The sequence below is a fragment of the Nostoc sp. UHCC 0251 genome, assembly GCF_034932245.1.
GTDB lineage: Bacteria > Cyanobacteriota > Cyanobacteriia > Cyanobacteriales > Nostocaceae > Nostoc.
The window spans coordinates 1-24,455 of sequence record NZ_JAYGHD010000003.1; the positions used below are offsets into that span (position 1 = coordinate 1).

At 43.7% G+C, this 24,455-nt stretch carries 31 protein-coding genes; 13 read left to right on the forward strand and 18 right to left on the reverse strand.

Translation table 11 applies throughout. The features are described from left to right. Positions 1 to 121: 121 nt before the first annotated feature. From VB740_RS00725 to VB740_RS00735, 3 genes are read right to left on the reverse strand one after another with little or no spacing between them, the layout of a single operon-like run. Complete coding sequence (locus VB740_RS00725; RefSeq protein ID WP_039744742.1) at positions 122 to 382, reverse strand: hypothetical protein; 261 nt, start codon at positions 380 to 382, stop codon at positions 122 to 124. Between the two features lie 8 nt (positions 383 to 390). After that, on the reverse strand, positions 391 to 942 hold the full coding sequence (locus tag VB740_RS00730; RefSeq protein ID WP_323198251.1) for a hypothetical protein: 552 nt from the start codon (positions 940 to 942) through the stop codon (positions 391 to 393). Positions 943 to 964: 22 nt separating this feature from the next. After that, a complete protein-coding gene (locus tag VB740_RS00735) occupies positions 965 to 1,363 on the reverse strand; it encodes a hypothetical protein (RefSeq protein WP_029631351.1) in 399 nt (132 codons plus the stop codon). A 385-nt stretch (positions 1,364 to 1,748) separates the two neighbouring features. Here VB740_RS00735 and VB740_RS00740 point away from each other — a divergent pair, with 385 nt between their 5' ends. Further along, positions 1,749 to 2,924 carry an RNA-guided endonuclease TnpB family protein gene (locus VB740_RS00740; RefSeq protein ID WP_323198191.1) on the forward strand — a complete coding sequence of 392 codons (1,176 nt, stop codon included), beginning with the start codon at positions 1,749 to 1,751 and terminating at the stop codon, positions 2,922 to 2,924. 1 nt (position 2,925) lies between these two features. Here the strand turns inward: VB740_RS00740 and VB740_RS00745 are convergent, their stop codons facing one another. The 4 genes from VB740_RS00745 to VB740_RS00760 form a co-directional block, all read right to left on the reverse strand. Continuing rightward, on the reverse strand, positions 2,926 to 3,342 hold the full coding sequence (locus VB740_RS00745) for a hypothetical protein (RefSeq protein WP_323198192.1): 417 nt from the start codon (positions 3,340 to 3,342) through the stop codon (positions 2,926 to 2,928). 16 nt (positions 3,343 to 3,358) lie between these two features. Further along, a complete protein-coding gene (locus VB740_RS00750; RefSeq protein WP_323198193.1) occupies positions 3,359 to 3,724 on the reverse strand; it encodes a four helix bundle protein in 366 nt (121 codons plus the stop codon). Positions 3,725 to 3,774: 50 nt separating this feature from the next. Beyond that, entirely contained in the window at positions 3,775 to 5,019 is a 1,245-nt protein-coding gene (locus VB740_RS00755) for an AAA family ATPase (RefSeq protein WP_323198194.1), read from the reverse strand. 97 nt (positions 5,020 to 5,116) lie between these two features. Next, positions 5,117 to 6,067, reverse strand: coding sequence for an AraC family transcriptional regulator (locus tag VB740_RS00760; RefSeq protein WP_323198195.1), 951 nt, complete (start codon positions 6,065 to 6,067; stop codon positions 5,117 to 5,119). A gap of 146 nt (positions 6,068 to 6,213) precedes the next feature. Here VB740_RS00760 and VB740_RS00765 point away from each other — a divergent pair, with 146 nt between their 5' ends. From VB740_RS00765 to VB740_RS00790, 6 genes are all read left to right on the forward strand, one after another. Then, positions 6,214 to 6,450 carry a hypothetical protein gene (locus VB740_RS00765; protein WP_323198196.1) on the forward strand — a complete coding sequence of 79 codons (237 nt, stop codon included), beginning with the start codon at positions 6,214 to 6,216 and terminating at the stop codon, positions 6,448 to 6,450. Between the two features lie 146 nt (positions 6,451 to 6,596). Beyond that, positions 6,597 to 7,331: an SDR family oxidoreductase gene (locus VB740_RS00770; protein ID WP_323198197.1), complete on the forward strand. Its 735-nt coding sequence runs from the start codon at positions 6,597 to 6,599 to the stop codon at positions 7,329 to 7,331. A gap of 170 nt (positions 7,332 to 7,501) precedes the next feature. Next, a complete protein-coding gene (locus VB740_RS00775) occupies positions 7,502 to 8,554 on the forward strand; it encodes an aldo/keto reductase (protein ID WP_323198198.1) in 1,053 nt (350 codons plus the stop codon). A gap of 181 nt (positions 8,555 to 8,735) precedes the next feature. Continuing rightward, on the forward strand, positions 8,736 to 9,071 hold the full coding sequence (locus tag VB740_RS00780; protein WP_104899253.1) for a DUF5674 family protein: 336 nt from the start codon (positions 8,736 to 8,738) through the stop codon (positions 9,069 to 9,071). Then, a complete protein-coding gene (locus VB740_RS00785) occupies positions 9,071 to 9,421 on the forward strand; it encodes a hypothetical protein (protein WP_289794362.1) in 351 nt (116 codons plus the stop codon). Before VB740_RS00780 ends, VB740_RS00785 begins: the two co-directional genes overlap by 1 nt. A gap of 9 nt (positions 9,422 to 9,430) precedes the next feature. Beyond that, complete coding sequence (locus VB740_RS00790) at positions 9,431 to 9,604, forward strand: hypothetical protein (RefSeq protein WP_323198199.1); 174 nt, start codon at positions 9,431 to 9,433, stop codon at positions 9,602 to 9,604. Positions 9,605 to 9,789: 185 nt separating this feature from the next. Here VB740_RS00790 and VB740_RS00795 read toward each other — a convergent pair whose 3' ends face one another. The 7 genes from VB740_RS00795 to VB740_RS00825 all read right to left on the reverse strand — a co-directional run bounded on the left by VB740_RS00795 (position 9,790) and on the right by VB740_RS00825 (position 15,786). After that, entirely contained in the window at positions 9,790 to 11,253 is a 1,464-nt protein-coding gene (locus VB740_RS00795; RefSeq protein WP_323198200.1) for an ISLre2 family transposase, read from the reverse strand. Positions 11,254 to 11,549: 296 nt separating this feature from the next. Then, positions 11,550 to 12,488 (reverse strand): GIY-YIG nuclease family protein, encoded by a 939-nt coding sequence (locus VB740_RS00800; RefSeq protein ID WP_323198201.1) that lies wholly within the window; start codon positions 12,486 to 12,488, stop codon positions 11,550 to 11,552. Between the two features lie 172 nt (positions 12,489 to 12,660). Further along, a complete protein-coding gene (locus tag VB740_RS00805; protein WP_323198202.1) occupies positions 12,661 to 12,864 on the reverse strand; it encodes a hypothetical protein in 204 nt (67 codons plus the stop codon). 117 nt (positions 12,865 to 12,981) lie between these two features. Continuing rightward, positions 12,982 to 13,467, reverse strand: a complete 486-nt coding sequence (locus VB740_RS00810) for a hypothetical protein (protein WP_323198203.1) — start codon at positions 13,465 to 13,467, stop codon at positions 12,982 to 12,984. A gap of 113 nt (positions 13,468 to 13,580) precedes the next feature. Further along, entirely contained in the window at positions 13,581 to 13,802 is a 222-nt protein-coding gene (locus VB740_RS00815; protein ID WP_323198204.1) for a hypothetical protein, read from the reverse strand. Positions 13,803 to 13,864: 62 nt separating this feature from the next. Continuing rightward, a complete protein-coding gene (locus VB740_RS00820) occupies positions 13,865 to 14,290 on the reverse strand; it encodes a VOC family protein (RefSeq protein WP_323198205.1) in 426 nt (141 codons plus the stop codon). Between the two features lie 227 nt (positions 14,291 to 14,517). Continuing rightward, positions 14,518 to 15,786, reverse strand: a complete 1,269-nt coding sequence (locus VB740_RS00825; protein ID WP_323198206.1) for an RNA polymerase sigma factor — start codon at positions 15,784 to 15,786, stop codon at positions 14,518 to 14,520. 118 nt (positions 15,787 to 15,904) lie between these two features. On the opposite strand from VB740_RS00825, the gene VB740_RS00830 reads away from it, so the two are divergent. The 6 genes from VB740_RS00830 (at position 15,905) to VB740_RS00855 (ending at position 19,332) form a co-directional block, all read left to right on the forward strand. Continuing rightward, positions 15,905 to 16,315: a YciI family protein gene (locus VB740_RS00830; protein WP_323198207.1), complete on the forward strand. Its 411-nt coding sequence runs from the start codon at positions 15,905 to 15,907 to the stop codon at positions 16,313 to 16,315. Between the two features lie 35 nt (positions 16,316 to 16,350). Further along, complete coding sequence (locus tag VB740_RS00835; protein ID WP_323198208.1) at positions 16,351 to 16,848, forward strand: VOC family protein; 498 nt, start codon at positions 16,351 to 16,353, stop codon at positions 16,846 to 16,848. A gap of 87 nt (positions 16,849 to 16,935) precedes the next feature. Continuing rightward, positions 16,936 to 17,367, forward strand: a complete 432-nt coding sequence (locus tag VB740_RS00840; RefSeq protein WP_323198209.1) for a YciI family protein — start codon at positions 16,936 to 16,938, stop codon at positions 17,365 to 17,367. Positions 17,368 to 17,451: 84 nt separating this feature from the next. Next, positions 17,452 to 17,862 (forward strand): VOC family protein, encoded by a 411-nt coding sequence (locus VB740_RS00845; RefSeq protein WP_323198210.1) that lies wholly within the window; start codon positions 17,452 to 17,454, stop codon positions 17,860 to 17,862. 292 nt (positions 17,863 to 18,154) lie between these two features. Further along, positions 18,155 to 18,589, forward strand: a complete 435-nt coding sequence (locus tag VB740_RS00850; RefSeq protein WP_323198211.1) for a VOC family protein — start codon at positions 18,155 to 18,157, stop codon at positions 18,587 to 18,589. A 110-nt stretch (positions 18,590 to 18,699) separates the two neighbouring features. Continuing rightward, positions 18,700 to 19,332, forward strand: a complete 633-nt coding sequence (locus VB740_RS00855; RefSeq protein ID WP_323198212.1) for a glutathione S-transferase family protein — start codon at positions 18,700 to 18,702, stop codon at positions 19,330 to 19,332. Positions 19,333 to 19,508: 176 nt separating this feature from the next. On the opposite strand, the gene VB740_RS00860 is transcribed toward VB740_RS00855, so the two are convergent. The 4 genes from VB740_RS00860 to brxD form a co-directional block, all read right to left on the reverse strand. Next, complete coding sequence (locus VB740_RS00860) at positions 19,509 to 20,150, reverse strand: hypothetical protein (protein WP_323198213.1); 642 nt, start codon at positions 20,148 to 20,150, stop codon at positions 19,509 to 19,511. A 169-nt stretch (positions 20,151 to 20,319) separates the two neighbouring features. Then, positions 20,320 to 20,580, reverse strand: coding sequence for a hypothetical protein (locus VB740_RS00865; protein WP_194042444.1), 261 nt, complete (start codon positions 20,578 to 20,580; stop codon positions 20,320 to 20,322). Positions 20,581 to 20,985: 405 nt separating this feature from the next. Beyond that, positions 20,986 to 23,103 carry a DEAD/DEAH box helicase gene (locus VB740_RS00870; protein ID WP_323198214.1) on the reverse strand — a complete coding sequence of 706 codons (2,118 nt, stop codon included), beginning with the start codon at positions 23,101 to 23,103 and terminating at the stop codon, positions 20,986 to 20,988. 2 nt (positions 23,104 to 23,105) lie between these two features. Next, positions 23,106 to 24,425, reverse strand: coding sequence for a BREX system ATP-binding protein BrxD (gene brxD, locus VB740_RS00875; RefSeq protein ID WP_323198215.1), 1,320 nt, complete (start codon positions 24,423 to 24,425; stop codon positions 23,106 to 23,108). Between the last annotated feature and the right edge of the window lie 30 nt (positions 24,426 to 24,455).

Genomic DNA, 24,455 nt, shown 5'->3' on the forward strand with positions numbered 1-24,455 from the left:
TCCCCTGCTCCCCCTGCTCATTAGACGATGATCTCACTTTTTCGCGTTGCTCCCCACTCATACTTGCTCCCTGGCAATAATGCGACTAAAATGAGTAATTCCCTTGATTTTGAAAAGTTGATTAGGTTTTTTGTTCGTCCCTGGTAAACCAAATTATTACTAGCGCCAGAATCAAACCAACTAATTCACCTATACCCACACCAATCAAAATTGGCTGAATACTCGGAATTTCTTGTCTCTCTTGAGTTGGGGGGACTGCTACCCACGTCCCAATCACAGTCCCAGCTACTACCGAAAGTAAATTTATACCAACTGCCTGGGTAGATGTCTTTCTCAAGTTGAGTAAACTCTCATCCCGTATTTGATAGCAGATGGGTAGCATTTGAGCTACTATTTCTTCGGAGATTGCCCGGTTTTCGGCTGCGAGGACTTCAACTGTCTCGGCTGCGGTGTCGATGTACCGACCAACAGTGGATGAGTCTCTTCCCCCCAGTTCACTTTGCCGAAAAAATCGTTATCGATGCGCGAGTTAATTCGCTCTTGCGCTTCATCGTAACCAGGAGGAACGGAAGTATCACCTTCACCAAGTAAACTGCTGCCATGAAAAACAAATTCTTCTAGAGCAAGTGTCGAAGATTCAAGCACCACCTTATGGCGTAATTCCCCTAACTGAATACCCCTATCTGCATCTCGGTAAAGTATTCCTACAAAGCTGTCGGGTGAAGCTTGTTCTGGGTCTATGCCAAATCGCTGTTTGATGTACTCGCGCTTGTCAAACTTATGTTCGCCTACTTCTGATTTGCGATCGCGCATTGCAATCAAGTGCTGGGCAGCTTCTTCAAGGGACATACCTTCACGGGAGGCTGTCTCTTTAAGTTGAACTAATTGCTGTTCAATTGTTTCATCAAGCGTATCATTTGGCTGCAAAGCTAAATCTAACAACCGACAGCAGGTACGTACTACATCAGGCGACACCTGCAAAGTCTCTGCCACTTTGTTGATATGCTTCATTTCGCTCAATTCTCCTAATTACTGCTTGCACAATTGGGTTATTTTTTTCTTCATCAGATATATGCTTAGTCAAAAAGTCATAAAGGCTTACGTCATTGACTTTTTGCAAATAAGCATCTAAGCCACCAGCAGGAATCACCTGCTGTAAATATTCCTCACAAGTCAACCGCCGAATCTTGATAGCAACGTAGAAAACATCCGCAATCTCGACTGTTGTTGCATCAAAATATCCTCCCCGCTTTCGGGGTTTGACTATACCGGCATAGGGATACCACCGTTGTAAAGCGGCAATGGAAATCCCGTATCTTTCGGCAAGTGTTTTCTGGGTGTAGATAACGTTTTCACATATCATTAAACTCTATTCCAACTGAAAGACTTCATCAATTGAAAGCGAATTAAACTAGCACCTTGCAAAACTGTTTGTAGATTAAAAAATAATTTACAAATCATGTCAGTTTAGTACAGGTATAGCTCAACTCAAATACAACTCAATTTCAGTTCATGTCCTAATAAACTGCACAATAGCCAAGTTACATACTGCCTATTGATAATGCAAGCACGTTTGTATATATGAGTAAAAAAATAGAAAAATAACTCTTTTGGTAAGAAACTGCTCTAACAGAAATATATAACGCGATGTGCTACTTAATAGTCTGTGACAAGTTCATTGAACTTTTATCCATTTATCATAAAAATAGATTCATGTTAGAATACAGTACATAAAATTGATTAAATCCATGCTAGTTCTTGAAGCAAAATTAAAAGGTAAAACAGAACAGTGCAGCCTAATTGACGAGGCGATTCGTACTGCTTTGTTTTGCCGTAATAAGGCTTTGAGGTATTGGATGGATAATCGCGGCGCTGACAGATACGATCTTAATAAGTTCATGGCTGTGCTTGCAAAAGAGTTTGAATTTGCCAACAGATTGAACTCACAAGCAAGACAGTCAAGTGCAGAAAGAGCGTGGTCAGGTATTGCCAGATTCTTTGATAACTGCAAAAAGAAAATAGCAGGAAAGAAAGGATATCCACAATTTAAGAAACGTGGTCATTCAGTTGAATATAAGCAAACTGGATGGAAACTTTCTGAAGACAGGAAATATCTTACCTTAACTGATGGGTTCAAGATTGGCAGATTAAAGTTAATTGGTAGCCGTGACTTAAATTTCTACCAGATTGAGCAGATTAAACGAGTCAGACTGGTTAGACGGGCTGATGGTTACTATGCTCAGTTCTGTGTAGATGTTGATCGTAGAGAAGAGATCGAACCATCTAAAACCACGATTGGCTTAGATGTTGGTTTGAATCATTTCTATACCGATAGTAATGGTCAAGTTGTAGACAATCCTCGCTATCTTAGAAAATCAGAGCGGCAACTAAAAAAGTTGCAACGCAAAGTTTCTAAGCGTAAGAAAGGATCTGCTAATCGTAAAAAAACTATAAAGCAGTTAGCGAGAAAACATTTGCAAGTATCAAGGCAGCGTAAAGACTTTGCAGTTAAGACAGCAAGGTGCGTAGTTTGGTCTAACGACCTCATTGCCTATGAAGATTTGCAAGTGCGGAACATGGTTAAAAATCACAAATTAGCTAAGTCAATCAGTGATGTAAGTTGGTCAATGTTTCGAGATTGGGTTGAGTATTTTGGTAAGGTGTTTGGTAAAGTCACGGTTGCCGTGCCGCCTCACTATACAAGTCAAAACTGCTCACATTGCGGTAAGCAAGTCATTAAAACATTGAGCCAGAGAACCCATTGCTGTTTGCATTGTGGCACTGTATTAGACCGTGACCATAACGCAGCTCTGAATATTTTAGCTAGTGGTCTAAATAGGGTAGGGCATACCCAAATTAACGCCTGTGGAGAGTTCGACCTCTGCCAAGTTGATGTAAGTCTGCTTGGTAAGTTGTCTCACTGAATCAGGAATCCCCGTCGCTTTTAGCGCGGGGGGTGTCAACTGTTAATACTAATTGTAGGGAAGGAAGCAAAATTTCAAACCAATCTTCTCCCAAATCCAAAGGGTCAAGTACCTGGTCATCAAGCGTACCTTTACTACTGTTTATCCAAGCAGAAGCAAAGCGTAAATTGCTCCATTCATAAGCTAAATTGCGATAATTTTCACGGCTGCGATAATGATCTACTGTACCAACTGGTTCATACATTACGCTATAGCTACACAGATTACTAAATCCATCAGCTAAATCACTTTTGAAAGGCGACCAATAATCTCTGGTTCCTTTTTTGGGATCTGGGTTTTTTGCCAACCAAGCATTTCCTAGTTGTCGCACTTTTTTATCAAAATCAGGCGGTTCTTGAGGAGGGTTAAATGGCATCATTGTAAGAATTCAGGAGTCAGGAGTCAGAATTCAGAATGGAGTTAGCATAGCTTGTTAGTAGCCTACTAACTTCCTCAATTTGAAGCATTAATCCTGATGTGTCACCATAGTCAAGGTCTTTTGAAAGAATTAAATAGTAGCGACATTCTTCTAAAGAACCTTGTGCAATGTTTAAAAAACGAACTTTATCTGCTGCTCCCTTTTTCTTAAAACCCTCAGCTATATTTGCTGCAATAGAGATTGCTGCTCGTCTAAATTGGGAAGCAAGTCCATATATTTCCGATTTAGGGAACTGACCAGTAAATTGATATACCAATAAAACAAACTGGTGTGCTTTTTGCCAAACTATCAAATCTTGGAATGTCTTGGCTGGTTGTCTCATTTATTCTGGCTCCTGAATTCTGACTTCTGAATTCTTACTTATCATCTGTGTTATACCTCTGATAACCCAAAATTTCTTTTCTCCGTTGTAACTATCCAACGGGGCCAAAATGGGTCATGTCCTGGTAAAACTCTTTGAAGTTCCTGATGAATTTGTGTTGGTATTCTCAGATTTTCTGGAAACGCATTCATATCATCAGCACGCATCCAAGCCTCTGCTGCTTCAATTGCAATTTCTGCTTCTTTGGAACGGGCTTGTTTGAGTCCAAAAATGTCTGAGGTTAACCATCCAACTATGTCCCCTTGTTTTGACCAAGGTACTTCGTCAAGGCTAACCTCTCTATCTTGTAATTTAAATAAAAATAGTTGATCTTCTTGCTCATTAAAATTTGGCTCTAAGGAAGCAAGAACAAGTGGAGAATGAGTAGTTACTAAAGCCTGTATCTTCATCCTGGGTTGTAACTCTGTCACCACAGATAAAATAGCTGGTAAAATCACCCTCTGCCAACGAGGATGTAAATGAGATTCAATTTCATCAACTAGTAAAACTATCTGATTTACTGGCTTTTGTTGTCGCAGTTCGGAAGCTTTTTTATGTTCGTACCAAGTCCACACTAGTAAATAAGCTAGTCCCAGAATACGCTTCATTCCGGCTGATGTTTGAGTAACAGGAACATTCCCATAAGGCAGATTAACTGTAGGAATATCGCGCACATCTTCAATAGAAACTCGCGTTGGTTCTCCCAGTTTTATCCATTCGGAAGGGTGAGGTGCAAGTTTTTTAATAACATTAGAAAAGAGTTCAAATGGATATTTATTGGGTTGATTCTGCCATGTAACCCAATCTTGAATTAGACCATTACAAATAACTTTATCTTTTGACTTTAATCCATTCCAAAGTGTATTTGGATTAAAGTCAAAAGGAATATCGCGTTGGCGAGCTGGGTCAAAAACAGAAAAACTACCATCAACCCGCACATAAATAACTACCTCTTTTAATAAAGGCGGCATTTGTAAATTACGCCATTGCTGTTCAGAAAAGTCAAACTGGCTCTGATACTCTCTTATATTTTTTTTATTGCTAACTACGGCTGTAATTTGTGGATTTTCACCTCTGACTCGCTGTGGGTACGCTGGTTGCTCCGCCCAATTTGTAGTCATCACCCACCATGCAATATCGAGTAAAAAACTTTTACCTAAACCATTATCACCTGTAAATATATTGAGCCTATCGGCAAATGCGACATCAAAATGGGCAGCTGGACCAACTTGTTGGAGGTGAAGTTCTTTTAACATTTGGCTCTCATACACAAATTTATATTGATCAACTTACTTCTTATAAATTAAAAGCTATGTGTCTGGATGTTTGCTGTAGCGAACTCACAGTCTTTGCTCAAGCTATTCGTAATCGTTCAATGTCCTTCATAGGAGGCGCACCAAACATCCGAGAATATTCGCGACTAAACTGTGAAGGACTTTCGTACCCCACCTGATAGGCAGTATGGGTCGCATCGGCATTCTCGGCAAGCATCAGGTGACGCGCTTTCAATAGTCTTAATTGCTTTTGATATTGCAGGGGACTCATGGAGGTGACTTCTTTGAAATGGCGATGGAACGAGGAAGGAGACATATTGGCTTGAAGAGCTAGATCCTCAACCCGCAGTGGCTTTGTAAAATCAGCCTTGATAAGTTTTATCACTTCAGCAATGCGCTGCATATTGCTGCCCGATGTGGCAATTTGGCGAACTGCTTCACCTTGTTCACCAATTAGCAAACGGTAGTAGATTTCGCGGACGATCATTGGTGCTAGGAATGGAATATCCTGCGGTGTGTCCAAAAGCCGTGTCAGCCTGATAGCACAATCAATCAACGATGGATCGGCATCGCTGATGAACCAGCCTCTAACCGAGTTTTCTTTCTTACCCATGCCTGGGTTAGTTTGAGCAATAATGTCACAGAGTTGAACGGGGTCTAAATCTAGCTTAAATCCTAGATACGGCTTCGCAGGTGTCGCCTCGATCGCACATCCACAGAGCGGCAAATCCACCGAAACCACTAGATATTGAGCCACGCCATACCCATAGGTTTCCTCATTCAGCAACACTTCTTTTTTACCTTGAACGACAATGCCGAGAATCGGTTCGGTGACCCCCTGCATTGCGGCTGAAGTATCAGATTCCCGCATGAATTCTAACTGACTAATTGCTGTTGGATGAACACCGTTTCCCCTACTGTCAGTGTGCCGAGCGACTAATGCTGCTAGTTCGTCACACTTGCTGATTGCCGCTTCATAGTTCAGTGTTTCAATCACCACGCGCTCATTCCTGACTGATACCATCTTCATACGCTCATTATAGAGAATATTTCTCCCTTGCCAACGCCTGACTTGAGAGGATTAGGCAATCATCTGCAAGGTTTGTGTATTTAGGGAAAAGCTTTTCAACCTTATGATGAACCCATGCTGAAAGACAAGGCTGAAAGGATGAGGCAATGAAGAGAAACAAGGCAAAAATTGCTTTAGTCACAGGAGCGAGCCAAGGACTGGCGAAAAAAGGGGTTGGTGTAATCGTGACGGATCGCAGCAGTGAGGCAAAAGTGAACAGTGTTGTTTCTGCGATCGCCTACGGTGGGATACTGTTGGCGAAAGTGTTACAAACGCACGGACAAAAGTGTTACAACTCAAAGCCGCAACTACAGATTGAAGGTTTGAGCTTACGTAATACTTAACAAGACAATAATGTATTACATTCGCCAACAGTATCCGGTGGGCATTCACCCATCGCGGAAACCGATGAGTAAATACCCAAAGAATTGAAGTCTCTAGAGGCATATTTCTCTAAGTCAAATCAACCTCAACAGCAAGGACAGTCATCATGTTAAATGTAGAAAACAAAGTTATTGTGATCACTGGAGCCAGTAGTGGCATCGGTGAAGCCACCGCGAAGTTACTTGCTCAAAACGGTGCAAATGTAGTTCTGGGGGCACGGCGTACAGAAAAGCTAGAAGCTATTGTCAAAGAGATCCGCGACCAGGGAAACATTGCAGAATTCAAAGCAGTGGATGTCACCGATCACGAGGATGTGAAAGCATTCATTCATTTTGCTAAAGAAAAATTTGGTCGCGTCGATGTGATCTTCAACAATGCAGGTGTGATGCCCTTGTCTCCAATGAATGCCCTGAAAGTCGAGGAGTGGGACACCATGATTGATGTAAATATCCGTGGCGTATTGAACGGCATTGCGGCTGGTTTACCGATCATGGAAGCACAAGGCGGCGGACAGTTTATCAATACTGCGTCGATCGCTGCTCACATGGTAGGGCCAACCAGTGCAGTCTATTCCGCGACAAAATATGCTGTTTGGGCGATATCTGATGGACTGCGCCAGGAGTCGAAGAACATTCGCGTGACCATCATATCCCCCGGTGTCGTTGAGACCGAACTCGGCTCTGATATCACGGACGATGCAGTAAAAGGCTTCTTGAAAGAACTCCGCAAAACTGCCCTCACTCCTCAGGCGATCGCCCAATCTGTCTTATTTGCTGTGTCCCAACCGGATGATGTCGATGTCAACGAAATCATTGTCCGCCCGACAGCCAGCGCCTTCTAGGTATTGAAGACATCACTTCTGTGTCCCTTCTTTGCGTCATGAGCTTGATTGACACATACAAGACACTTTTACCATTCTGAGTACTCAGTACTCCTCTTCTTACTCAGCACTCAGCACTTTTAACTCAGTACTCTTCATCGACTTTGTTGTTTCAGCCAGAAAAGAAACCTATGAGCCTTACCGCCTTCCGCACTCTCGGACACTCCGGCTTGATCGTCAGCCCGCTCACCCTCGGCACTATGACCTTCGGGACTCCGCGATGGGGTGCACCCGACGAGGTTTCTGAGTCCATCTTCCATGCCTATGTCGATGCTGGCGGCAACTTCATCGACACCGCCGATGTGTATGCCAAGGGTCGCAGCGAGGAACTGATTGGTAGCTATATCGCCGATCGCAGCCTACGCGACCAACTAGTGCTTGCAACCAAGTTCAGCTTTTACGGCGGCGAACCGGGCAACGCGAATGCAGGCGGCAACGGACGCAAAAACATGCATCGGGCGCTTGAGGGTTCGCTGCGCCGCCTCCGTACCGACTACGTTGACCTCTACTGGATGCACACCTGGGATATGGTGACGCCCGTCGAAGAAGTACTACAGTCGTTCGGCGACCTGGTGCGCGTCGGCAAGATCCGCTACTTCGGCTTCTCAAATGTGCCAGCCTGGTACACTGCCAAGGCAGCCGCAATCGCCACAGCGCATAACATTCCTGGGCCCATCGCCATGCAACTGGCGTATTCGCTCGTTGAACGCAGCATTGAGCGCGAACATCTGCCCGCCGCCCGTGAATGCGGTCTCGGCATCTGTGCCTGGAGTCCGCTTGCTGCCGGTTTCCTCACTGGCAAGTACCAGCGCGAGGAGGCGGGGGCGAGCGGTCAAGGACGGCTGATTGGCCCCAATCCTTTCGGCAACCAGATGTTCACCGATCGTAACTGGCGCGTCCTTGATACCCTGCGAACGGTGGCAACCCAAGTCGATCGCCCCTTGGCACAGGTCGCCCTTGCCTGGGTTTCAGTGCAGTCTGGCATTACCTCGCCGATTCTGGGTGCAAGCTTGCTCGATCAACTGCATGACAATCTGGCATCATTGGACATCCGCCTCACCCCGGAACAGATCCGGACGCTGGACGAGAGCAGTGCCCTTGATCCCGCCTTTCCCTATAGCATCTTCACCAGCGAGGTGAATCGTAGCATTTTCGGCGGCGCGATCGTCCAAGGCTGGAGGTAGTGCTTCGGTTGTGTTGCAAAGTACTTTAATAACTTAAGGTAGTCGATTTCAAGAGTGTATTCTCCATGTCTTGCCACAACACCACAAATAAAATTACTCACTTGGGTTATGTTCAATTGTTTAGCGTGATTCACTAATCTATGGAATGATCTTGTTAATTGCTACTTGGGACTAAATTCAATTGATTTTAATAATCCGTGAGCCTGCTAGTCGTGAAGAAATAGACGAAATGGTGAAAACTTGGGATGTATTCATTAAAATAGCAGTAGACATCGAACGCAAAGTTCTTGCAGGTGGTGGCGTTCGCCATTACGAATGCGAACAAGAGTTACTCAAAGACGGTAGCAGACAACGAGATATTTGGGGTGTGGATTGGTCTCCTTTGACTCAAGAAATCGTGTTTGAGTCAATCATCAACATTCGCCCAAGCCAGAATAACCGTAGTATGATAATACAGTCTAACCAAATTCGAGAACAAGTTAGCCAAATTACCAAGCAATTGCTAGGAGGATTGTAATGCCTAACTGGAGTGCAATTGAAGCGAGTTTTTTACGTCAACCCCACGCGCAACAATTAGGAGAATTGGCAGCTAGTTTGGCACGCCTTAACTCTTGGTCACAAAAGAGTGCAATTCATGAATTAGCTCCAATATTGTTGTCAGAAAGTTTGTTGTACGTGTCTTTAATACAACAAAAAAGTGAAATAAATAATGTTGAATTAAATCAACTCCAAGACTTATTACAAAACTGGATCAATGTTTGGGACAAATCAATGGAAATTACGGATATTGCATCTGTTGCGTCTACTTGGTCACAGCGAGTATTGGAGATGTCGGGTTTGCTGGCTTCTGAATCTATGAGTGCATAGTCTCAAGTAATGCACTTGACCACTGCGATCAGCTACGCTGGGCGGTTACGCCATCGCTCCTCGGTAAATACTGCTGTATCAAGAGTTGGCAGTCGCCTTATCATCAGTGGTAGAGTATGGGAGCAATGCGGTTTAGTCAGATCCAGTAAAAAACAAGCGATCGCAAAAATCAAATCTAAGTAAGAAGTAATTTTATTTACTAAATATACGCTGGTAGCCACGTGAATTCATCTTGATGAGATATCTCAAAAAGATTACTAGCAAGGTTTTTGACGATTATTAACAAAAATATCTACAATTAGCCTTTTATACTTAGTGTTAATTAAACTAAATAACAAGTTGAAAGTAGAGCTAAGGTATAAAATTTATCAAGCAGTTTCTGGTTTGATAAAGGAATTAAAGATGGAAGCACAAAAATTATCCCAACTTTTAGCTATCCATTGACAACGCAGATGTAACATAATTTCTGCATTTTCTTTCAACCAAAATTTACTGTTTCCTTTGATTCTTAAATTGACAACTTGGCGGATTAAACTCTCAATTGCACCACTGCCAATAGGTAGTTTTTTATTTATTGCTTTATCGTAATTTAAACGTCCTTTCCGATAAGCATCTAAAATATAATTTCGCTTAACTACCATAATCTTACACCGCTCTCCAGTAGCTACAGCAATCAATTCATCCATCTGGCTGATTAAGGATTTAGCTTTACCTTTTTTTAAACTCTTTCTAACTTTTATAAACCATTCCTTAGACTGTGATTCTTCATTAAAAGCCGCGTCCGCAAATACTTTTAAATTTTCCGTAACATGATAAAAATCGAATAGCTGATAAGTTTCGACTGGGCATCCTAATCTTGTCAAAAGTGGGGGGATATGTATCCAGATCCACTCCGCCCCATCCCCGATTAATAAGACTTGTTTTGCTTGACTAATTCCTAATTCAACTAAATCTGCTTCTAAAATCTCCAAAAGTGCTTTATATCCTTCATAAGTGCCATCATTCGTAATAGGAATCTCAGAACTATTTATTTTTTTACCTTGCTCATCAACAACATAAATTGTGAATAATTTTGGCTCAACCCATTTGCCGATAAACCCGTGCCGCTTGGTTTTGGAATTTTTTCTACCCTTTTTATTAAGTCGGATTCTACTCCGACCACCATCTACGGCGATGACAACTCTTTGGCCTTTAAGAATATTACCTTCAGCTAAATTCCCTAATTGCCGATTTAAGATTTTAGATTGACGTAAGTTGATCCCAATTTGACCAAATTTATATGTTAAACGTTCAATTCGTTTTAAGCTAAGGTTAATTCCCCAACCCGTCAAAGTTGTACAAGCGGCTTCAAATGAGCTAGTGATTGCGCCGTATTGGGCAACTGTTGACCATACTAATGGGGTTAAGCCGTCTGACATTCCCAACCACTTTAATAACGGGTATAATCCCTGAGTGGAGATTTTATTTTTGGTCGTAGCTGTTGAAGCTTTTTTTACCATATATGGTAATTTTAGAGTAACTAAAACATTTCCGACTGTTAATATTTCTCGCTTTCGATAACCGTGTTTTTGCATATTGCCATCCCACCAGCTTTTTGTCTGATTCATCGCTGTTTGATTGGCTGACTGAGATTGTGAAAGGTTATACAATAAAATTGCAATACATTGACCAGCTAAAATAAGTGCAAGTTCTCTAATTTTTCTTTCTCTTTCTTCAAGAATTTTCCCATTCCACTCCGTGATATTCGTCAATTCTAAACATTTTGTCACCTCGGAAGAAAAGTTTGATAATGATTTGCTCAAATCTAGAGTTGCACATATACTTTTTTCCATTAAGGTAGATAATCCCTGTCTCAAAATTATTGCTCAAAGGGAATCCTAGCTTTTTTAGGGTCAAAAAAGAGAGTCTTGCAACTTGTGACTCAAACTCATCTTGACTTTTTAAGTGTTAATACGCCTTATCAAGTATAATTCTATTTATATTACGGAGAAAATAATTTAGCGATCGCACCTTGTTTACCGGATCTGACAAAACCGCATAGCTCCCGTAGAGTATTTAGAGATATAGCAATAAAATAATTATTTTTATTTGGTAATTAATTATATTTTCCTACGGGATTATGAGAATACTACACAGCAATTTGCTCCCAGCTATAATTCTCCTCAAAAATATCTATTTCATCTTGAGATAGTATTTTAGGTTGCATTTGTTGTAGGTCACGCAGTACCATTTCGGTATCCTCAGCATTAAATTTATAGTACTCAGTTAAACTCCCTATGGGATGATTAAAGCTTTGATAACGGTGTTTGAAATATAATTCAATATTTCCCCTATGTTCCCAAGTTCCTAATACTTTAATAGCAGCACTCGAATAATGAGCAAGTAAATCTATTTTTACTTCTGCCACTCGCTTGATAACGGGTCTTTGGGTTACTCCTATCTTGTACAAAGTGCTAATATTAGTTTGTATTTCTAAAAAATATAGTGTACAGGATAGAATACGTTGAAGTTGAGCGCGATACAGCTTGAAATCAGTAAATCGATATGCTAAATCTGGAGCATTTTTGTACTCGGCGTGTTTAAAAGCTAGCTCTAGCTTCAGCAGTTTTTTAAGTAATAGTGGCTCCTGGACATCATTGAACCGCGCAAAGTCTAGCGCTCCAACGGGAATTTTACCCAAATCACTAAATTCATATTCTGTTGGGGTTAAGTATAGGTTTTTTCTTAACACTCCTGCTTTGAGTAAACCAGAAGTAATTAAGTAGGAACTAATAGGGTAATTTTTGGCTCCGTACTCCTGCCAAAGCAGCTTTAACTGTGCCAAATCCTTGCCAGATAATTGAACGTTGAAATTGTCATAGAGTGGCAGAGTAGGAAATTCTCGGTTAGCTATGGGGCGGCAGGTTTCTTCATTATGAGCAAAATGATGCTCTTTCACCTTGCCTTTTTTAGCCGTTAGACTGCTATTACAGTAAGGACACTGAAGTGAAGTCTTCCCCCTATTGATATCTTCAATACATATCAAGATACCTTCTTCATTTACACCATATTTTAGCCACATTGTCATACCATTATTGAATAGTTAAAGTTGCTCTTACTAGTGTGCTTTAACTTTTCTAATATGTCTCTACCTTCTGGAGTAATATAATGTTGATTTTAATGATTAATGCACCAGTTAAAAACCCCTCCAAGGTTGGAGAGGTAAAGTAGCTTTTCAAAGGTTGTACTGAAACTATGCTTTATTCAAAGTTGCCAATACCCATCATGTAATAAGCAATAACAGCAGTATCAAAGGGTTGCAGAGAATTGATATTTATGGGATTACTGGGTAAAGTAATTGATGTTTCACTCTTGTTAGAAGTAGCTGTTTGATTGTTAGCGATTCTAGGTAGTAAAATAGAACCAACAAAATTTGCCAAATTGAGTGAATTAGCGAGTTTCATAGGTGATTCTGTGTTAGTTATTGTATTCTTTTTTCGTCTCTACGAGACGCTACTCGCGTTCGCTTCAATGAAGAGCGACATGGCTGGCGCTTACCACAATTCCTGTGATTCAATTTTTTATTCCTGAACCACCAACTCTTGCAGTAAGGCATCATTTATCCTTTGTGCCTCTTTTCCAGTACTTTCCATGATGTCAAAAGCCTGCTGCACCACAGCTTGAACTGACTCTGGCAATGATTCAAATTTTTCCGAATTGAGTATAACGATGCGGCAACCTGGGTAAGGCATAAAATCAGTAAAGGGTTCCATCCCCGATTCAATCAGAGTTTTGCTAAGTTCCGCGATGGGATGATGAGGCTTTTGGTTGTCCTCAGTGCGGTTGATTTCTGATGCCATGTAGCCGCAAAACCAACTCAAAGTGTCAATATCTTTCTGCAATGCTGCCAAAATCCCCGTTACTACTCGTTGGTTGAGGTTGACAGGGAGATAATCAAAGATGCTGTCTAAGGCTTCTGGATGTCGCTTATGGCAATAACACACCGCAGATTCAATAAGTTTATCGATTTTAGTAGGTTGAGATTGCCCAAATCCCTTTGCACACATGGCACTGCCTCAAAATTTACGTGCTGGAAGACGCGATTTTAACAGAATTAGTGGGGCGATGAGCAGGAGCCGGGAGTACATTTATTATCGTTGATTACTTAAGCAAACCGCACCTAAGTGCGTAGGCGTAGCCCGCCGTAGGCATCGCTTCTAGACGCAATTAAGGCAAGATGAACTTTTGATGGTGTACTATCTGCCTGCTCGACAAACAACTCATCGGCAAAAAAGTAGCCGTCCCCTTCGCCATCAATATCTCGTAAAGAGCGATCGCAACACTGCCCGGTAAAACCGTTTGCTGGCAGCAACATCAGCAACCCGTAGATGAACATGGTCAATCAGGCGACCTCGATGGAATTCCATAGTGTTATCTTGCCTCTAAAAATGAGTCATTCTCTGGTCAACCATTGTTCTGGTTGAGTTGCTGCTCAAGCTGCTCATCCCAGAAGGCGGCTTCTATTTTGTGTCCATCTGGATCGCGCACAAAGCAGCCGTAATACGGCTCACTATAGTCGGGTCTGCCACCGGGGGTACCATCATCTTTGCCTCCTGCCGCTAATGCTGCCTCATAGAAGGCGTGGACTGCTTCTTTTGTAGGAGCAATAAAACCAATGTGAGTTCCATTGCCAACCGTTGCAGGTTGCCCGTCGAAGGGAGTTCCCACCCAAAATTCGGGATACTGTTTGCCATAGGCGATCGCCCCCGGATGCTCCATAAATCGCTTACAGCCCAATGTTGGCAACACAGCATCATAGAAGGCGATCGCTCGTTCAAAATCATTAGTACCAATCGAAACGTGCGAGAGAATGCTGGGATTGTTATCCATGTCGGAATCCTCTATCAGTTGATGTGGATGTGCTAGAGAGCCGATCGGTGATTTGCTGCACCCTAACACAACTTGATGAAACGATTGGATTATAACAGTACTAAAGTACTAAGCCGACTTGTCTTCTTTTGCCTTTTGTTAAGTTACAAGTTCACCCTGTTAGAAGATTTTTCATTTCTTTTTCAACGGCATCATGGATGCCTGGCGCTTTAAACTGTTGTAAACCCTTAGCCGGACTGAATGTTAGGTTGAACTTCGCGCAACCGACGTTCCAGAAAACGACGCTCACTGTCATTTGTCACTAATTCTAGTGCCCGTGTATAGCTCTGGGTCGCTTCCTCTAATGCTCTAACACGCCGGAATAAATCTGCACGGGTAGCATGAAAGAGATGATAGCTGTCCAGTTCTAGAGCAAGGCGATCAATCAGTCCAAATGCGGCTTGAGGACTGTCTGCCATTGCGATCGCCACTGCTCGGTTCAAGGTAACAATGGGTGAGGGCTGCAAGCGTTCCAACACCTCATAGAGCCGCACGATCTGCGCCCAGTCTGTTTCTTCGGCGCGGGTTGCCTGACAATGGAGGGCTGCGATCGCCGCTTGCAGGGCATACACTCCGGTTCCAAAGAGCAACGCTTCCTCTACCAGAGGTAACGCCTCAGCAATCTGTAGATGGTTCCAACGACTGCGATCCTGATCTTCTAGCAAAATCAAATCGCCTGACTCATCTAGACGCGCATTGCGCCGCGAATCGTGCAATAACATCAGCGCCACCAGTGCTGTGACTTCAGATGGGGGTTGGGGTGCCAGCAATTGCCGCACCAGTTGCCCCAAGCGAATCGCTTTGATGCAGAGGTCAGCCCGCACGATCGCATCTCCTTTGGTTGCGGCATAGCCTTCGTTGAAAATGAGATAGATGACTGTCAGGACTGCCTCTATCCGGGGAGCGAGATCAGTCGTCTCAGGTACTTTGTAAGGAATGCCTGCGTCTCGAATTTTGCGTTTAGCACGAACTAACCGCTGTGCCATTGTTGCAGTCGGTATAAGAAAGGCGCGGGCAATTTCGTCGGTTTCCAGTCCACCCAACATTCGCAGGGTCAACGCTACTTGAGTTTCCGTTGCCAGTGCCGGGTGACAGCAGGTAAAGATTAATCGCAGGCGATCGTCTCCAATTTCATCACTGTCATAAGTTGGTTCTTCAGTGGATGGAATTAAGCCAGATGCCGCATACCACTCCAGTTTTTCGGTCAGTTTCGTGCGTCGTCGGAGGCGATCGATCGCCTTGTACCGAGCAGTTCGGATAATCCAGGCACGGGGACGATCGGGAATACCGTCGCTTTCCCACTGATTCACTGCCGCTGTAAATGCTGCCTGTGCAGCTTCTTCAGCTACATCAAAATCTCCGACCAGCCGAATCAGAATAGCGACAATGCGCCCCCATTCAGTTCGATAAAGGGCAGCAATTGCTTGAGCCACATCTGTTTTTGGGGTTGAAGCCATACCTTTGACAAAAAGACATAAAGAATTTTGGGCAAGGTGTCGATTTGAGCAATTGCCGTTCGACTAACTGATAAAGGGAGATAAGTTCAATTGTACTAGACAAAATTTTTGCACTCAGGTGTCGATTTGGACAATTCCCGTTCGACTTAATCACAAAGGAGGCAACCGAATGAAATATTTGCTGCTGATTTATATGGACGAAAACGCCATGAGCGACACCGAGCGGGAGCATTGCTATGGGGAATCTGCCCAACTCGCTCAGGACTTGCATACTCAAGGACAATTTCTGGCGACGGCTCCACTCCATCCTGTTGCAACCGCAACCAGTGTCCAAGTCCGTGATGGCAAATCACTCGTGACCGATGGACCATTTGCCGAAACCCGCGAACAATTGGGTGGATTCTTCCTCGTTAATGCTCAGGATTTGGATGAAGCCATTGCGATCGCCACCCGCATCCCAGGTGCAAAAGTCGGCACCGTCGAAATCCGTCCTGTCATCGAAGTTGCGGGACTACCAGCACAGCCCTGACCGTCCTTAACCGCTTGAACTCAAGGAGAACCCTCATGCAAAACAATTCCAAAATCACTCCCTGTTTATGGTTTGACGATCGAGCCGAAGCCGCCGCTCAGTTTTATACATCGATTTTTCGCAATTCCAAAATTGTCCACGTCAGTCGATATGGAGACGCTGGACAGGAAATTCACGGGAAACCAGCCGGAGCCGTCATGACTGTCAGCTTTGAACTTGATGGTCAGCCGTTTACAGCACTGAACGGTGGTCCGACCTTCAAATTTAACGAGGCGATTTCCTTCCAAATCTTTTGCGATACCCAGGCGGACGTGGACGATTACTGGCAAAAATTGTCTGCCGATGGGGATGAAACCGCACAGCAATGCGGCTGGCTCAAAGACAAATACGGCGTCTCCTGGCAAATTATTCCTCGCATTCTGATTGAGTTACTCAACCACCCCGACGCGGCAACCTCTCAAAAAGTGACCACTACCATGCTGCAAATGAAGAAGATCGAGATTGATGAACTCAAGCGTGTCGCTGCTGATTAGCGGTTCCTTCGGAGTTGCGCTTTGCGCTAATCAGCACACCCAACCCCTTGCAATCTAACTCAAAACCATTCAACAGGAGATTTCACAATGAAAGTCATGGTCTTTGTCAAAGCAACCCAAGACTCCGAAACTGGGGTCATGCCGAGCGAACAGCTTTTAACTGAAATGGGGCAGTACAACGAAGAATTAGCCAGGGCAGGTATCTTGCTCGCCGCTGAGGGGTTTCATCCTAGCTCAAAAGGGGTGCGAGTTCACTTTTCAGGAACCGATCGCACCGTCACCCAGGGACCTTTCACTCCAGCGCAGGAGCTAGTGGCAGGGTACTGGCTGTGGCAGGTGAACTCAATGGAAGAGGCAGTTGCTTGGGTAAAGCGCTGCCCTAACCCTATGCCAGGAGACTCCGAGATTGAGATTCGTCCCGTATTCGAGGCAGAGGATTTTGGTGAAGTCCTGACACCCGCCTTAAGGGAGCAGTCAGACCGCATTCGCGCTCAACTTGAAACGCAGCAGCAAGAGTAACGTCATCAACAACCGCGCAAATGATGTTTATATGCGAACGATCCGCTCATCAAAACGCAGAATCGATTACAAAAGGAGAAATCAATGAAACTCAATTCTTACCTGATGTTCAACGGCAACTGTGAGGCAGCGTTCAAGTTCTATGAACAATGTCTGGGTGGCAAGATGACTATGATGATGACACACAAAGAAGCACCTTCTCCCGAAAATGTCTCACCGGAATGGCAGGACAAAATCATGCACGCTTGCCTTGAACTAGATGATCGCCTCCTGATGGGATCTGACTGCCCACCAGGATACTTTGAAACCCCGCAAGGTTTCTACGTACAAATTAGCGTTCCTGAAATCGCTGAGGCAGAACGGCTTTTTCACGCTCTAGCAGAAAACGGCAAGGTGAAGATGGCGATCGCGCAAACTTTCTGGTCATCGCGCTTTGGCATGTTGACCGATCAGTTTGGGACACCGTGGATGATCAACTGCGAACAAACCATCTGAGCCTATACCAACATCTGTCATTCGTCCTTTGTCCTTTGTCCGAATGGCACGCTTGAAAAGCTGAAAGCTTGTGTAGGCAGGGTGTCGGGGGTAGGGTGTGGGGTTGCAGGTCAAATTAAGAAAACCAAATATCGAGTACGAACATAAATATTTTCCTTCTTCACTACACCCGACACCCGACACCCAAAAGCCTTATAGGTAATTGGTTTGGCGTTAACGAGCGTGCCATTTGTCCTTTGTAAATAGCCACTGACCACTGACCAACAACTAACTACACCAGGAGAAACCAACCATGAGTACTCAAATTTTCGTCAACCTACCCGTCAAAGATATCCAGCAATCCATCGAGTTTTTTACAAAACTTGGCTTTCAGTTCAACCCCCAATTTACCGATGAAACGGCCACCTGCATGATTGTGTCCAAAACCATCTTTGTGATGCTTTTGACGCATGAGAAATTCAAAACATTCACGCCGAACCCGATTTGCGATGCCACAAAAAGTACCGAAGTGTTGACGTGCTTATCAGTTGAGAGCCGAGAAAAAGTGGATCAGCTGGTTCGTGAAGCCGTTGCTGCTGGTGGCACAACCTACAATGTACCTCAAGACCACGGATTTATGTACGCGCATGGATTTCAGGATTTAGATGGTCACATTTGGGAACTGATTTACATGGAACCCGAAGCAACCCATCCAGTTGAGGCTGAAAGGGAAGGAGCAGGAGTGTGAACTACAACAGAACAACCAGTGGAATACAAAGAAAGCGAACTCATCGAAACATTAGCACACCCATTGATACAAGAAGATGAAAGATATTTGCACATCACTGAGGTTGATTCATGAAACTCTATGAATTTGCTCCCACACGATCAATTCGGGTTCGTTGGGTTCTCCAGGAACTTGGGGTGGAATTTGAAGCAATCTCCATCAACATGCGGGCAGGTGAACACCGTACACCCGATTTTCTCACCATCAATCCCACTGGCAAGCTCCCTGTGCTCATCGATGGCGAACATATCATCACTGAATCCGTAGCCATTGCTTTGTACCTCGGTGAGAAGTACCCAGAATCTAACCTAGTACCTACAGACTTGCTTCTACGAGCACAGCTTTATCGTTGGCTCCTCTTTACTGCCACCGAATTGGAGCAGCCGCTATGGCGTATCGCTCGCCACACGTTTATATACCCAGAAGAGTTGAGATTGCCTGCTGAAATACCTCTCGCTCGGCAAGACTTCACCAGTATGGCTGTCGTTTTAGAGAACCATCTGTTGGATCGGCAGTTTGTAGTGGGTGAACAAGTCACAGTGGCTGATTTTGTGCTTGCTTACACACTGGATTGGGCGAACGAAGTTCAGCTACTCGCCACTTTCCCCACGCTGGTGGACTACATGGAACGAATGTACAAACGACCAAAGGCATCTGGGCGAATCGCAGCTGCACTTGCAAGTCTCAATCAGACCTCACAATGATTCGTGATCTGATCAGCCGTTTAGGTATCAGCCAGAGTGAAGTCTGGTAGATATTGTTTTACAGAGACATCCAGGTTAATTTTTCCAGCTTCTACCAATTGCAGCGCTGCGATCGCTTCTAGACGCAATCATTGTCTAGCAAAAGCCAAGTCACTTCAACGATATCATCAAAGCTGTCAATCTCCTGAACAGTCTTCTTCATCTACCCAATCTTCATCCCAGAGAAGTTCATTGTAAACCTTAGTTGCTTGAGATATTTTTAGGTTGTGAGCTGCTGTCACACAATTTCTTGGTTGCCAGCCAATGAGGGCATATCTCCCATGTAAATGTCTGACAGCATTCTTGCAGTCATTAATTACTGGAATATCTTCTTTGATGTATTTCCGCAATTGGACTCCTAAACGAATTGCCTCCATTTCATAATTTTGAAAGTAGGGTTCTTCAACATCAGGTGTAGAAATCAGCAATCCTCTCACCCAGGCATGATTTTTATAGATAGCCTTCGCTACAACTAAATTGACTTGTTTTGGTGTCCAGTTGCTCCTTTGTAAAAACTTATCTATTGCTGATTCATCATCTAAATCTATATCTACGTTAGATTCTGAAAGTATTTCCGAGATATCTGTATTTTCTAGAAACAGTTCGTACCACTCTTGAAAAGTTTCGGGACTAAACAATTTTCTTGCTTCTTCAAATGAAATTTTCTCCCATCCTGCATCTGTAACTATTTCGTTACCAGTCCTTGCAATGAACAGATTCTCTTCTTCTAGCATCCAAGGGAAGGATGTCTTCTGATGTTTTCTCTTTCGTTTACCCATTGAGCTATTGCAATGTCTATCGCCTTGCCGCCTAAACGTCTACGCACTCAACTTTAATGCTATCGTCGATTATTTGGTAGGCTTCTTTACCAAAGAGCAACTCCTGTTTGTGACAGTACGTACACCACAGGAGCAACGTATTCTTTTTTGCCTATGTTTATCAGGAGTATCACCCACAAAAATCATCCACCCGGATATCCCGCCAAATGTCAGAAATCTGCCAGCCAGAGTTGCCAACAGACTGTACTGGAGGATTGTCAAAGAATGGAATATAGTCAGGAACTCTAGCCACTGGAATTGCTGCTGGTTGCTCATCAACCACAGGGGCTGAAGAATTGACGGTATCAGCTTGAAGATTTTGGTCTTCAGCGTGTTGGATTTCCATCATTTTCTTCAGAGTCAGCTTGTCGGATTTTTTGATGATCTTCATATCTATGTATTAAAAGTTTTCATTCACTGCTCTCCAAAAGCATTGGCTGAAAATTTGGATGACAGCAAAATTTGGAGAAATTGGGTGTTAATAATTGCACGGAATAAACAAGATACAGCAAATCTATGGAAAATACGAGTCCCTTGCTAAGGAATTTATCAATTGGATACAAATTTCTTTTTCGCGCAGATGCCACAATATTTTACACAGAAGTTTTGGGCACTCTTTAGCCTCATAGGAACCATTGATTCCCAAAATTAAACTGGAAAGGATTTTTCGCAGACAGGGAGTTTTGATAACAAGCGTAGGTGATGATGAGCGCAACCCACAGTCTTTTAAACTTTGACTTGATTTTAGTTCAATCTAAGGTATCTCGCTCAAAGTGGCTTTGTTACTGAGGTAAAATTATTCAAGTTTATTTAAATTCAAAAATTTAATTACTCCTGGCATATCTAGCAAATAATTGCTAACAATTTCGAGAGAACACACTTCTGGCAACGCTCTCTGAAACTTACTTAGACGATATTCTGGTAATTGCGAAAGGATGAAGCGCTGGGTAGCTGGAGCTTCCCAAAAGGCAGAAGTACTCATCTGAGCGATCGCTAAACTTAAAGTTGCATAACCAACACTATCGCCTTCAATTTTTAACTTGAAGTTGTCAGAGGTAATCTTCCAATCATGGTGAAATTGCAGACCGTATTTGAGGGTGTGATTAATTTGTCCACCTGCGAAAGTCCACCACAGCGCCCGATCTGTTTCTAATTGGATGCTTGATTGAACTTCTGTTATTAATGGCCTGAGATCAGAACGGTACTCATCTAACACAACTTGCGTCTTAGCATCAATGTAAGGAATAGTACTTTCTGATTGCAATATTTCCGCAATTTGCTGACAAAGTTCAAAGCCTAGTAGCTGTGGAGCAAAGCCACCCCAGCTTGGTTTTTTACCACGGGGGGCTGGAACAACTCCAACTGTGCGTTCCTCATGGCTAACATGCATAACTGTCCAAGCCCGACCGCCGAGAAGAAATGAACTCATCTGTGCAACTAATTTATCGACAAAAGCTTGCTCTAGAGAGCCTACAGTGTAACCTGCTGGTGTTTGAACTTTATAGAGAACTGGGCTACTAAAAACAGCGTAGAGTTCCATGAAGTTTTTACGCCCAAACACTCGTTCTGCTTTTTCTCCCATTGACAGTAGCCCACCAGCTAGAAACAGGAAATCCTCCTGAATCATGTGTTTGATCAGTATTTCAAATTCTGAGTGGGTTATGCCTGAAAAGTCAGGAACTACTGAGAGTTGCCCCCAGCAGAGTTCTGGGCTAATGCCACCAAATTGGAGAGTGAGTGCTAGTAGCTGATGTACAAGTACAGGCCATGCGCGTGTCTGAGTAGGTATAGATTCGACCCAGCCTTTCCTAGCTAGTTCAATGATGGCGATCGCTTGCAAAACTGTCTCTACATTTTCACAGAAAAATGTAGTATTAGCTTGTTGCCCTGTTCTCCGTCCAGTGCGACCCAAGCGCTGAAGGAAGGATGAGACAGTAGAAGGGGCATTAGCTTGCAATACTAAATCAAGATCGCCAACATCGATGCCCAACTCTAGAGTGGAGGTGCAAATAATGCTGGCATTTGTCCCTCGATGAAAACGGTCTTCTGCGGCTGTTCGTTCTTCGAGAGAGACAGAACTATGGTGGACAAAGACATCTGTACCTCGGTTACGCATTCGTTCGGCAATTTCTTCAGCCAAAGAGCGACTTTGGCAAAAAAATAGGCTTTTCTTGCTCTGCGTTATCTGGCTGGCATCTTGAGCGATCGCGCCTAGTGTATCACGCAGATAAACGCGCAAATCCTTCTTCGAGGGAACTTTGGGCGGATCGACAACGCAACCTGGACGTTTTGATGTCCCTTGGAGCCAATGCAAAATATCTACCGGATTACCAACGGTGGCACTAAGTCCAACGCGCTGCACATCATTATTGGTGTAACGAACTAGCCGTTCCACAACAGACATGAGATGGGCACCTCGGTCTGTACCAGCTAGGGCATGAACTTCATCAATTACTAAAGCACGCATATCGCCAAAAATTTTTGTGTGGGGGACTTTGGCGGATAGCAGCATCACTTCTAATGACTCAGGAGTGGTCATCAATAGTGCTGTCGGCTCTTTAATAAAGGCACGCTTATCCTTATCTTTAATATCCCCATGCCAAAGAAAGCGCCTTAGACCTACCATTTCGGTGTAATGCCCCAAACGTTCAGCTTGATTATTCAACAAAGCTTTAATTGGTGCAATGTATATGAGTCCAACTCCTTCAGGCTCGCGTTCCATTAGCGTTGCTAATAATGGAAATATAGAAGCTTCCGTTTTGCCACCAGCGGTAGGGGCTAGAACAATTGCATTATTACCGTCGAGCAATGTATGTCCTGCCAGTTCTTGGACAGGGCGCAGAGAAGACCACCCTAAGTTGGAGACGATAGCAGCTTGCAAACGGGGAGGAAAGCGAGCAAAGGCTGAAGTCATGGCTAGAACTCCACGGCTGCGTAACCTTGAATATCCGCAGGTTCTTCGTCAAAATAAGTACGACCTTCACGGATGAGCAATTCTACTTCGTTTAAATCTGTGGGTTCAAAACCTTCTGCGCTCATCGGGTCAAATTCATCGTTTTCTGCTGCTAAATCAAGGATGTTGACAAACTGGCGCAGAAATTGTCGAGGAACCACTCCCACGTCTCCCTTAAAGCCAGCAGTAACTTTGGTAACTAGCCGTTCAATAAATTCTGAAGTAACTTTATTGACGATTCCAGTCCGATTGGCTGTGGGGTAAATTTCTCGCAACTTGAGTGCCACCTCTTTTAGACGGCGTGCATCAAAGGGTTTGAGTTCTAACTGGGGTTGGCGGGGGTTAGCAAAGCCAGCAAGAGTCAGAAATTGGATACGGTCATGCAGAGGTTCTAGTCCAGCAACTCCACGTTTAGTATCAAAAAATTCAGGCGTACCCGTATAAATCCATAATAATCCTCTGTAACGGTCGGCGGCATCACAGATTTGGCGAATTCCATTTAAAGATTTACCTCGACTATCATGCCGCATTCGCAGTACTGTTTCTACTTCATCAATGACAATAACCAGTCCCTTGTAGCCTGCGGCTTTGACAATTTCGAGAATACCATGCAGGTAGTCTAGGGCATCTCGGCTAGCAATATCTCCCTTAATGCCTGCGGCTTTTTTAGCGGTAGCAGCCACATTTTCACTACCAGAAAGCCAAGAAAGCAAGGCGCTAGCTTCAGCAATTTCACCTTTCTGCTTAAAAGTAAAAATAGCACGGAGAACTCGTGCCATATCTTCTGGAGCTTTACCGCCTGTAAGAGAAGCAAGTTCTTCTTCTATGCGTTGCTGTACTAAAGTATCGAACTCATCGCTGTTTTCATCTGCCCCACCAGCAATCAGTGCATCTTCCACACGCGCAATCCAGCGATCGATAATATCGCTTAAAGCACCTCTAGGACAAGAACTAGTTCCCAATTCCTGAACGACTTTGCGATAAACATCATCGAATTTGTAAAAGTGCAAATCGTTATCAGAAACGACAACAAAACTAGTGGCAAAGCCTTGAGCTTGGGCATCAAGGATGGCTAGACGGGACATAAAAGTTTTACCACAGCCGTAGCCACCGCGTAAGAACTTGAAGACACCTTCGCTATTAGCTGCTAGTTGGAATTGGCGATGAATTTCTGTTCGCTGTTTGTCAATACCGACAGCAAAGGCTTCTAACCCTCGTTCTGGAACAACGCCGGAGCGAAGACGCTCAAAAATATGCTCAATATCTCGTTCACTGATTGCCATAGTTGATTTTAATTAATACGTTTACTTTTA

Coding starts and splice junctions, on each gene's coding strand:
- VB740_RS00775 (WP_323198198.1), top strand. CDS start 7,502: ATGAGCCTTACCGCCTTCCGCACTCTCGGACACTCCGGCTTGATCGTC.
- VB740_RS00865 (WP_194042444.1), bottom strand. CDS start 20,580: ATGAAGATCATCAAAAAATCCGACAAGCTGACTCTGAAGAAAATGATG.
- VB740_RS00790 (WP_323198199.1), top strand. CDS start 9,431: ATGCACTTGACCACTGCGATCAGCTACGCTGGGCGGTTACGCCATCGC.
- VB740_RS00860 (WP_323198213.1), bottom strand. CDS start 20,150: ATGGGTAAACGAAAGAGAAAACATCAGAAGACATCCTTCCCTTGGATG.
- VB740_RS00835 (WP_323198208.1), top strand. CDS start 16,351: ATGCAAAACAATTCCAAAATCACTCCCTGTTTATGGTTTGACGATCGA.
- VB740_RS00750 (WP_323198193.1), bottom strand. CDS start 3,724: ATGAGACAACCAGCCAAGACATTCCAAGATTTGATAGTTTGGCAAAAA.
- VB740_RS00745 (WP_323198192.1), bottom strand. CDS start 3,342: ATGATGCCATTTAACCCTCCTCAAGAACCGCCTGATTTTGATAAAAAA.
- VB740_RS00810 (WP_323198203.1), bottom strand. CDS start 13,467: ATGTGTGCAAAGGGATTTGGGCAATCTCAACCTACTAAAATCGATAAA.
- VB740_RS00820 (WP_323198205.1), bottom strand. CDS start 14,290: ATGGATAACAATCCCAGCATTCTCTCGCACGTTTCGATTGGTACTAAT.
- VB740_RS00825 (WP_323198206.1), bottom strand. CDS start 15,786: ATGGCTTCAACCCCAAAAACAGATGTGGCTCAAGCAATTGCTGCCCTT.
- VB740_RS00785 (WP_289794362.1), top strand. CDS start 9,071: ATGCCTAACTGGAGTGCAATTGAAGCGAGTTTTTTACGTCAACCCCAC.
- VB740_RS00765 (WP_323198196.1), top strand. CDS start 6,214: ATGAAGAGAAACAAGGCAAAAATTGCTTTAGTCACAGGAGCGAGCCAA.
- VB740_RS00725 (WP_039744742.1), bottom strand. CDS start 382: ATGCTACCCATCTGCTATCAAATACGGGATGAGAGTTTACTCAACTTG.
- VB740_RS00840 (WP_323198209.1), top strand. CDS start 16,936: ATGAAAGTCATGGTCTTTGTCAAAGCAACCCAAGACTCCGAAACTGGG.
- VB740_RS00770 (WP_323198197.1), top strand. CDS start 6,597: ATGTTAAATGTAGAAAACAAAGTTATTGTGATCACTGGAGCCAGTAGT.
- VB740_RS00735 (WP_029631351.1), bottom strand. CDS start 1,363: ATGATATGTGAAAACGTTATCTACACCCAGAAAACACTTGCCGAAAGA.
- VB740_RS00850 (WP_323198211.1), top strand. CDS start 18,155: ATGAGTACTCAAATTTTCGTCAACCTACCCGTCAAAGATATCCAGCAA.
- VB740_RS00870 (WP_323198214.1), bottom strand. CDS start 23,103: ATGACTTCAGCCTTTGCTCGCTTTCCTCCCCGTTTGCAAGCTGCTATC.
- VB740_RS00805 (WP_323198202.1), bottom strand. CDS start 12,864: ATGAAACTCGCTAATTCACTCAATTTGGCAAATTTTGTTGGTTCTATT.
- VB740_RS00855 (WP_323198212.1), top strand. CDS start 18,700: ATGAAACTCTATGAATTTGCTCCCACACGATCAATTCGGGTTCGTTGG.
- VB740_RS00845 (WP_323198210.1), top strand. CDS start 17,452: ATGAAACTCAATTCTTACCTGATGTTCAACGGCAACTGTGAGGCAGCG.
- VB740_RS00760 (WP_323198195.1), bottom strand. CDS start 6,067: ATGAAGATGGTATCAGTCAGGAATGAGCGCGTGGTGATTGAAACACTG.
- VB740_RS00795 (WP_323198200.1), bottom strand. CDS start 11,253: ATGGAAAAAAGTATATGTGCAACTCTAGATTTGAGCAAATCATTATCA.
- brxD (WP_323198215.1), bottom strand. CDS start 24,425: ATGGCAATCAGTGAACGAGATATTGAGCATATTTTTGAGCGTCTTCGC.
- VB740_RS00755 (WP_323198194.1), bottom strand. CDS start 5,019: ATGTTAAAAGAACTTCACCTCCAACAAGTTGGTCCAGCTGCCCATTTT.
- VB740_RS00800 (WP_323198201.1), bottom strand. CDS start 12,488: ATGACAATGTGGCTAAAATATGGTGTAAATGAAGAAGGTATCTTGATA.
- VB740_RS00740 (WP_323198191.1), top strand. CDS start 1,749: ATGCTAGTTCTTGAAGCAAAATTAAAAGGTAAAACAGAACAGTGCAGC.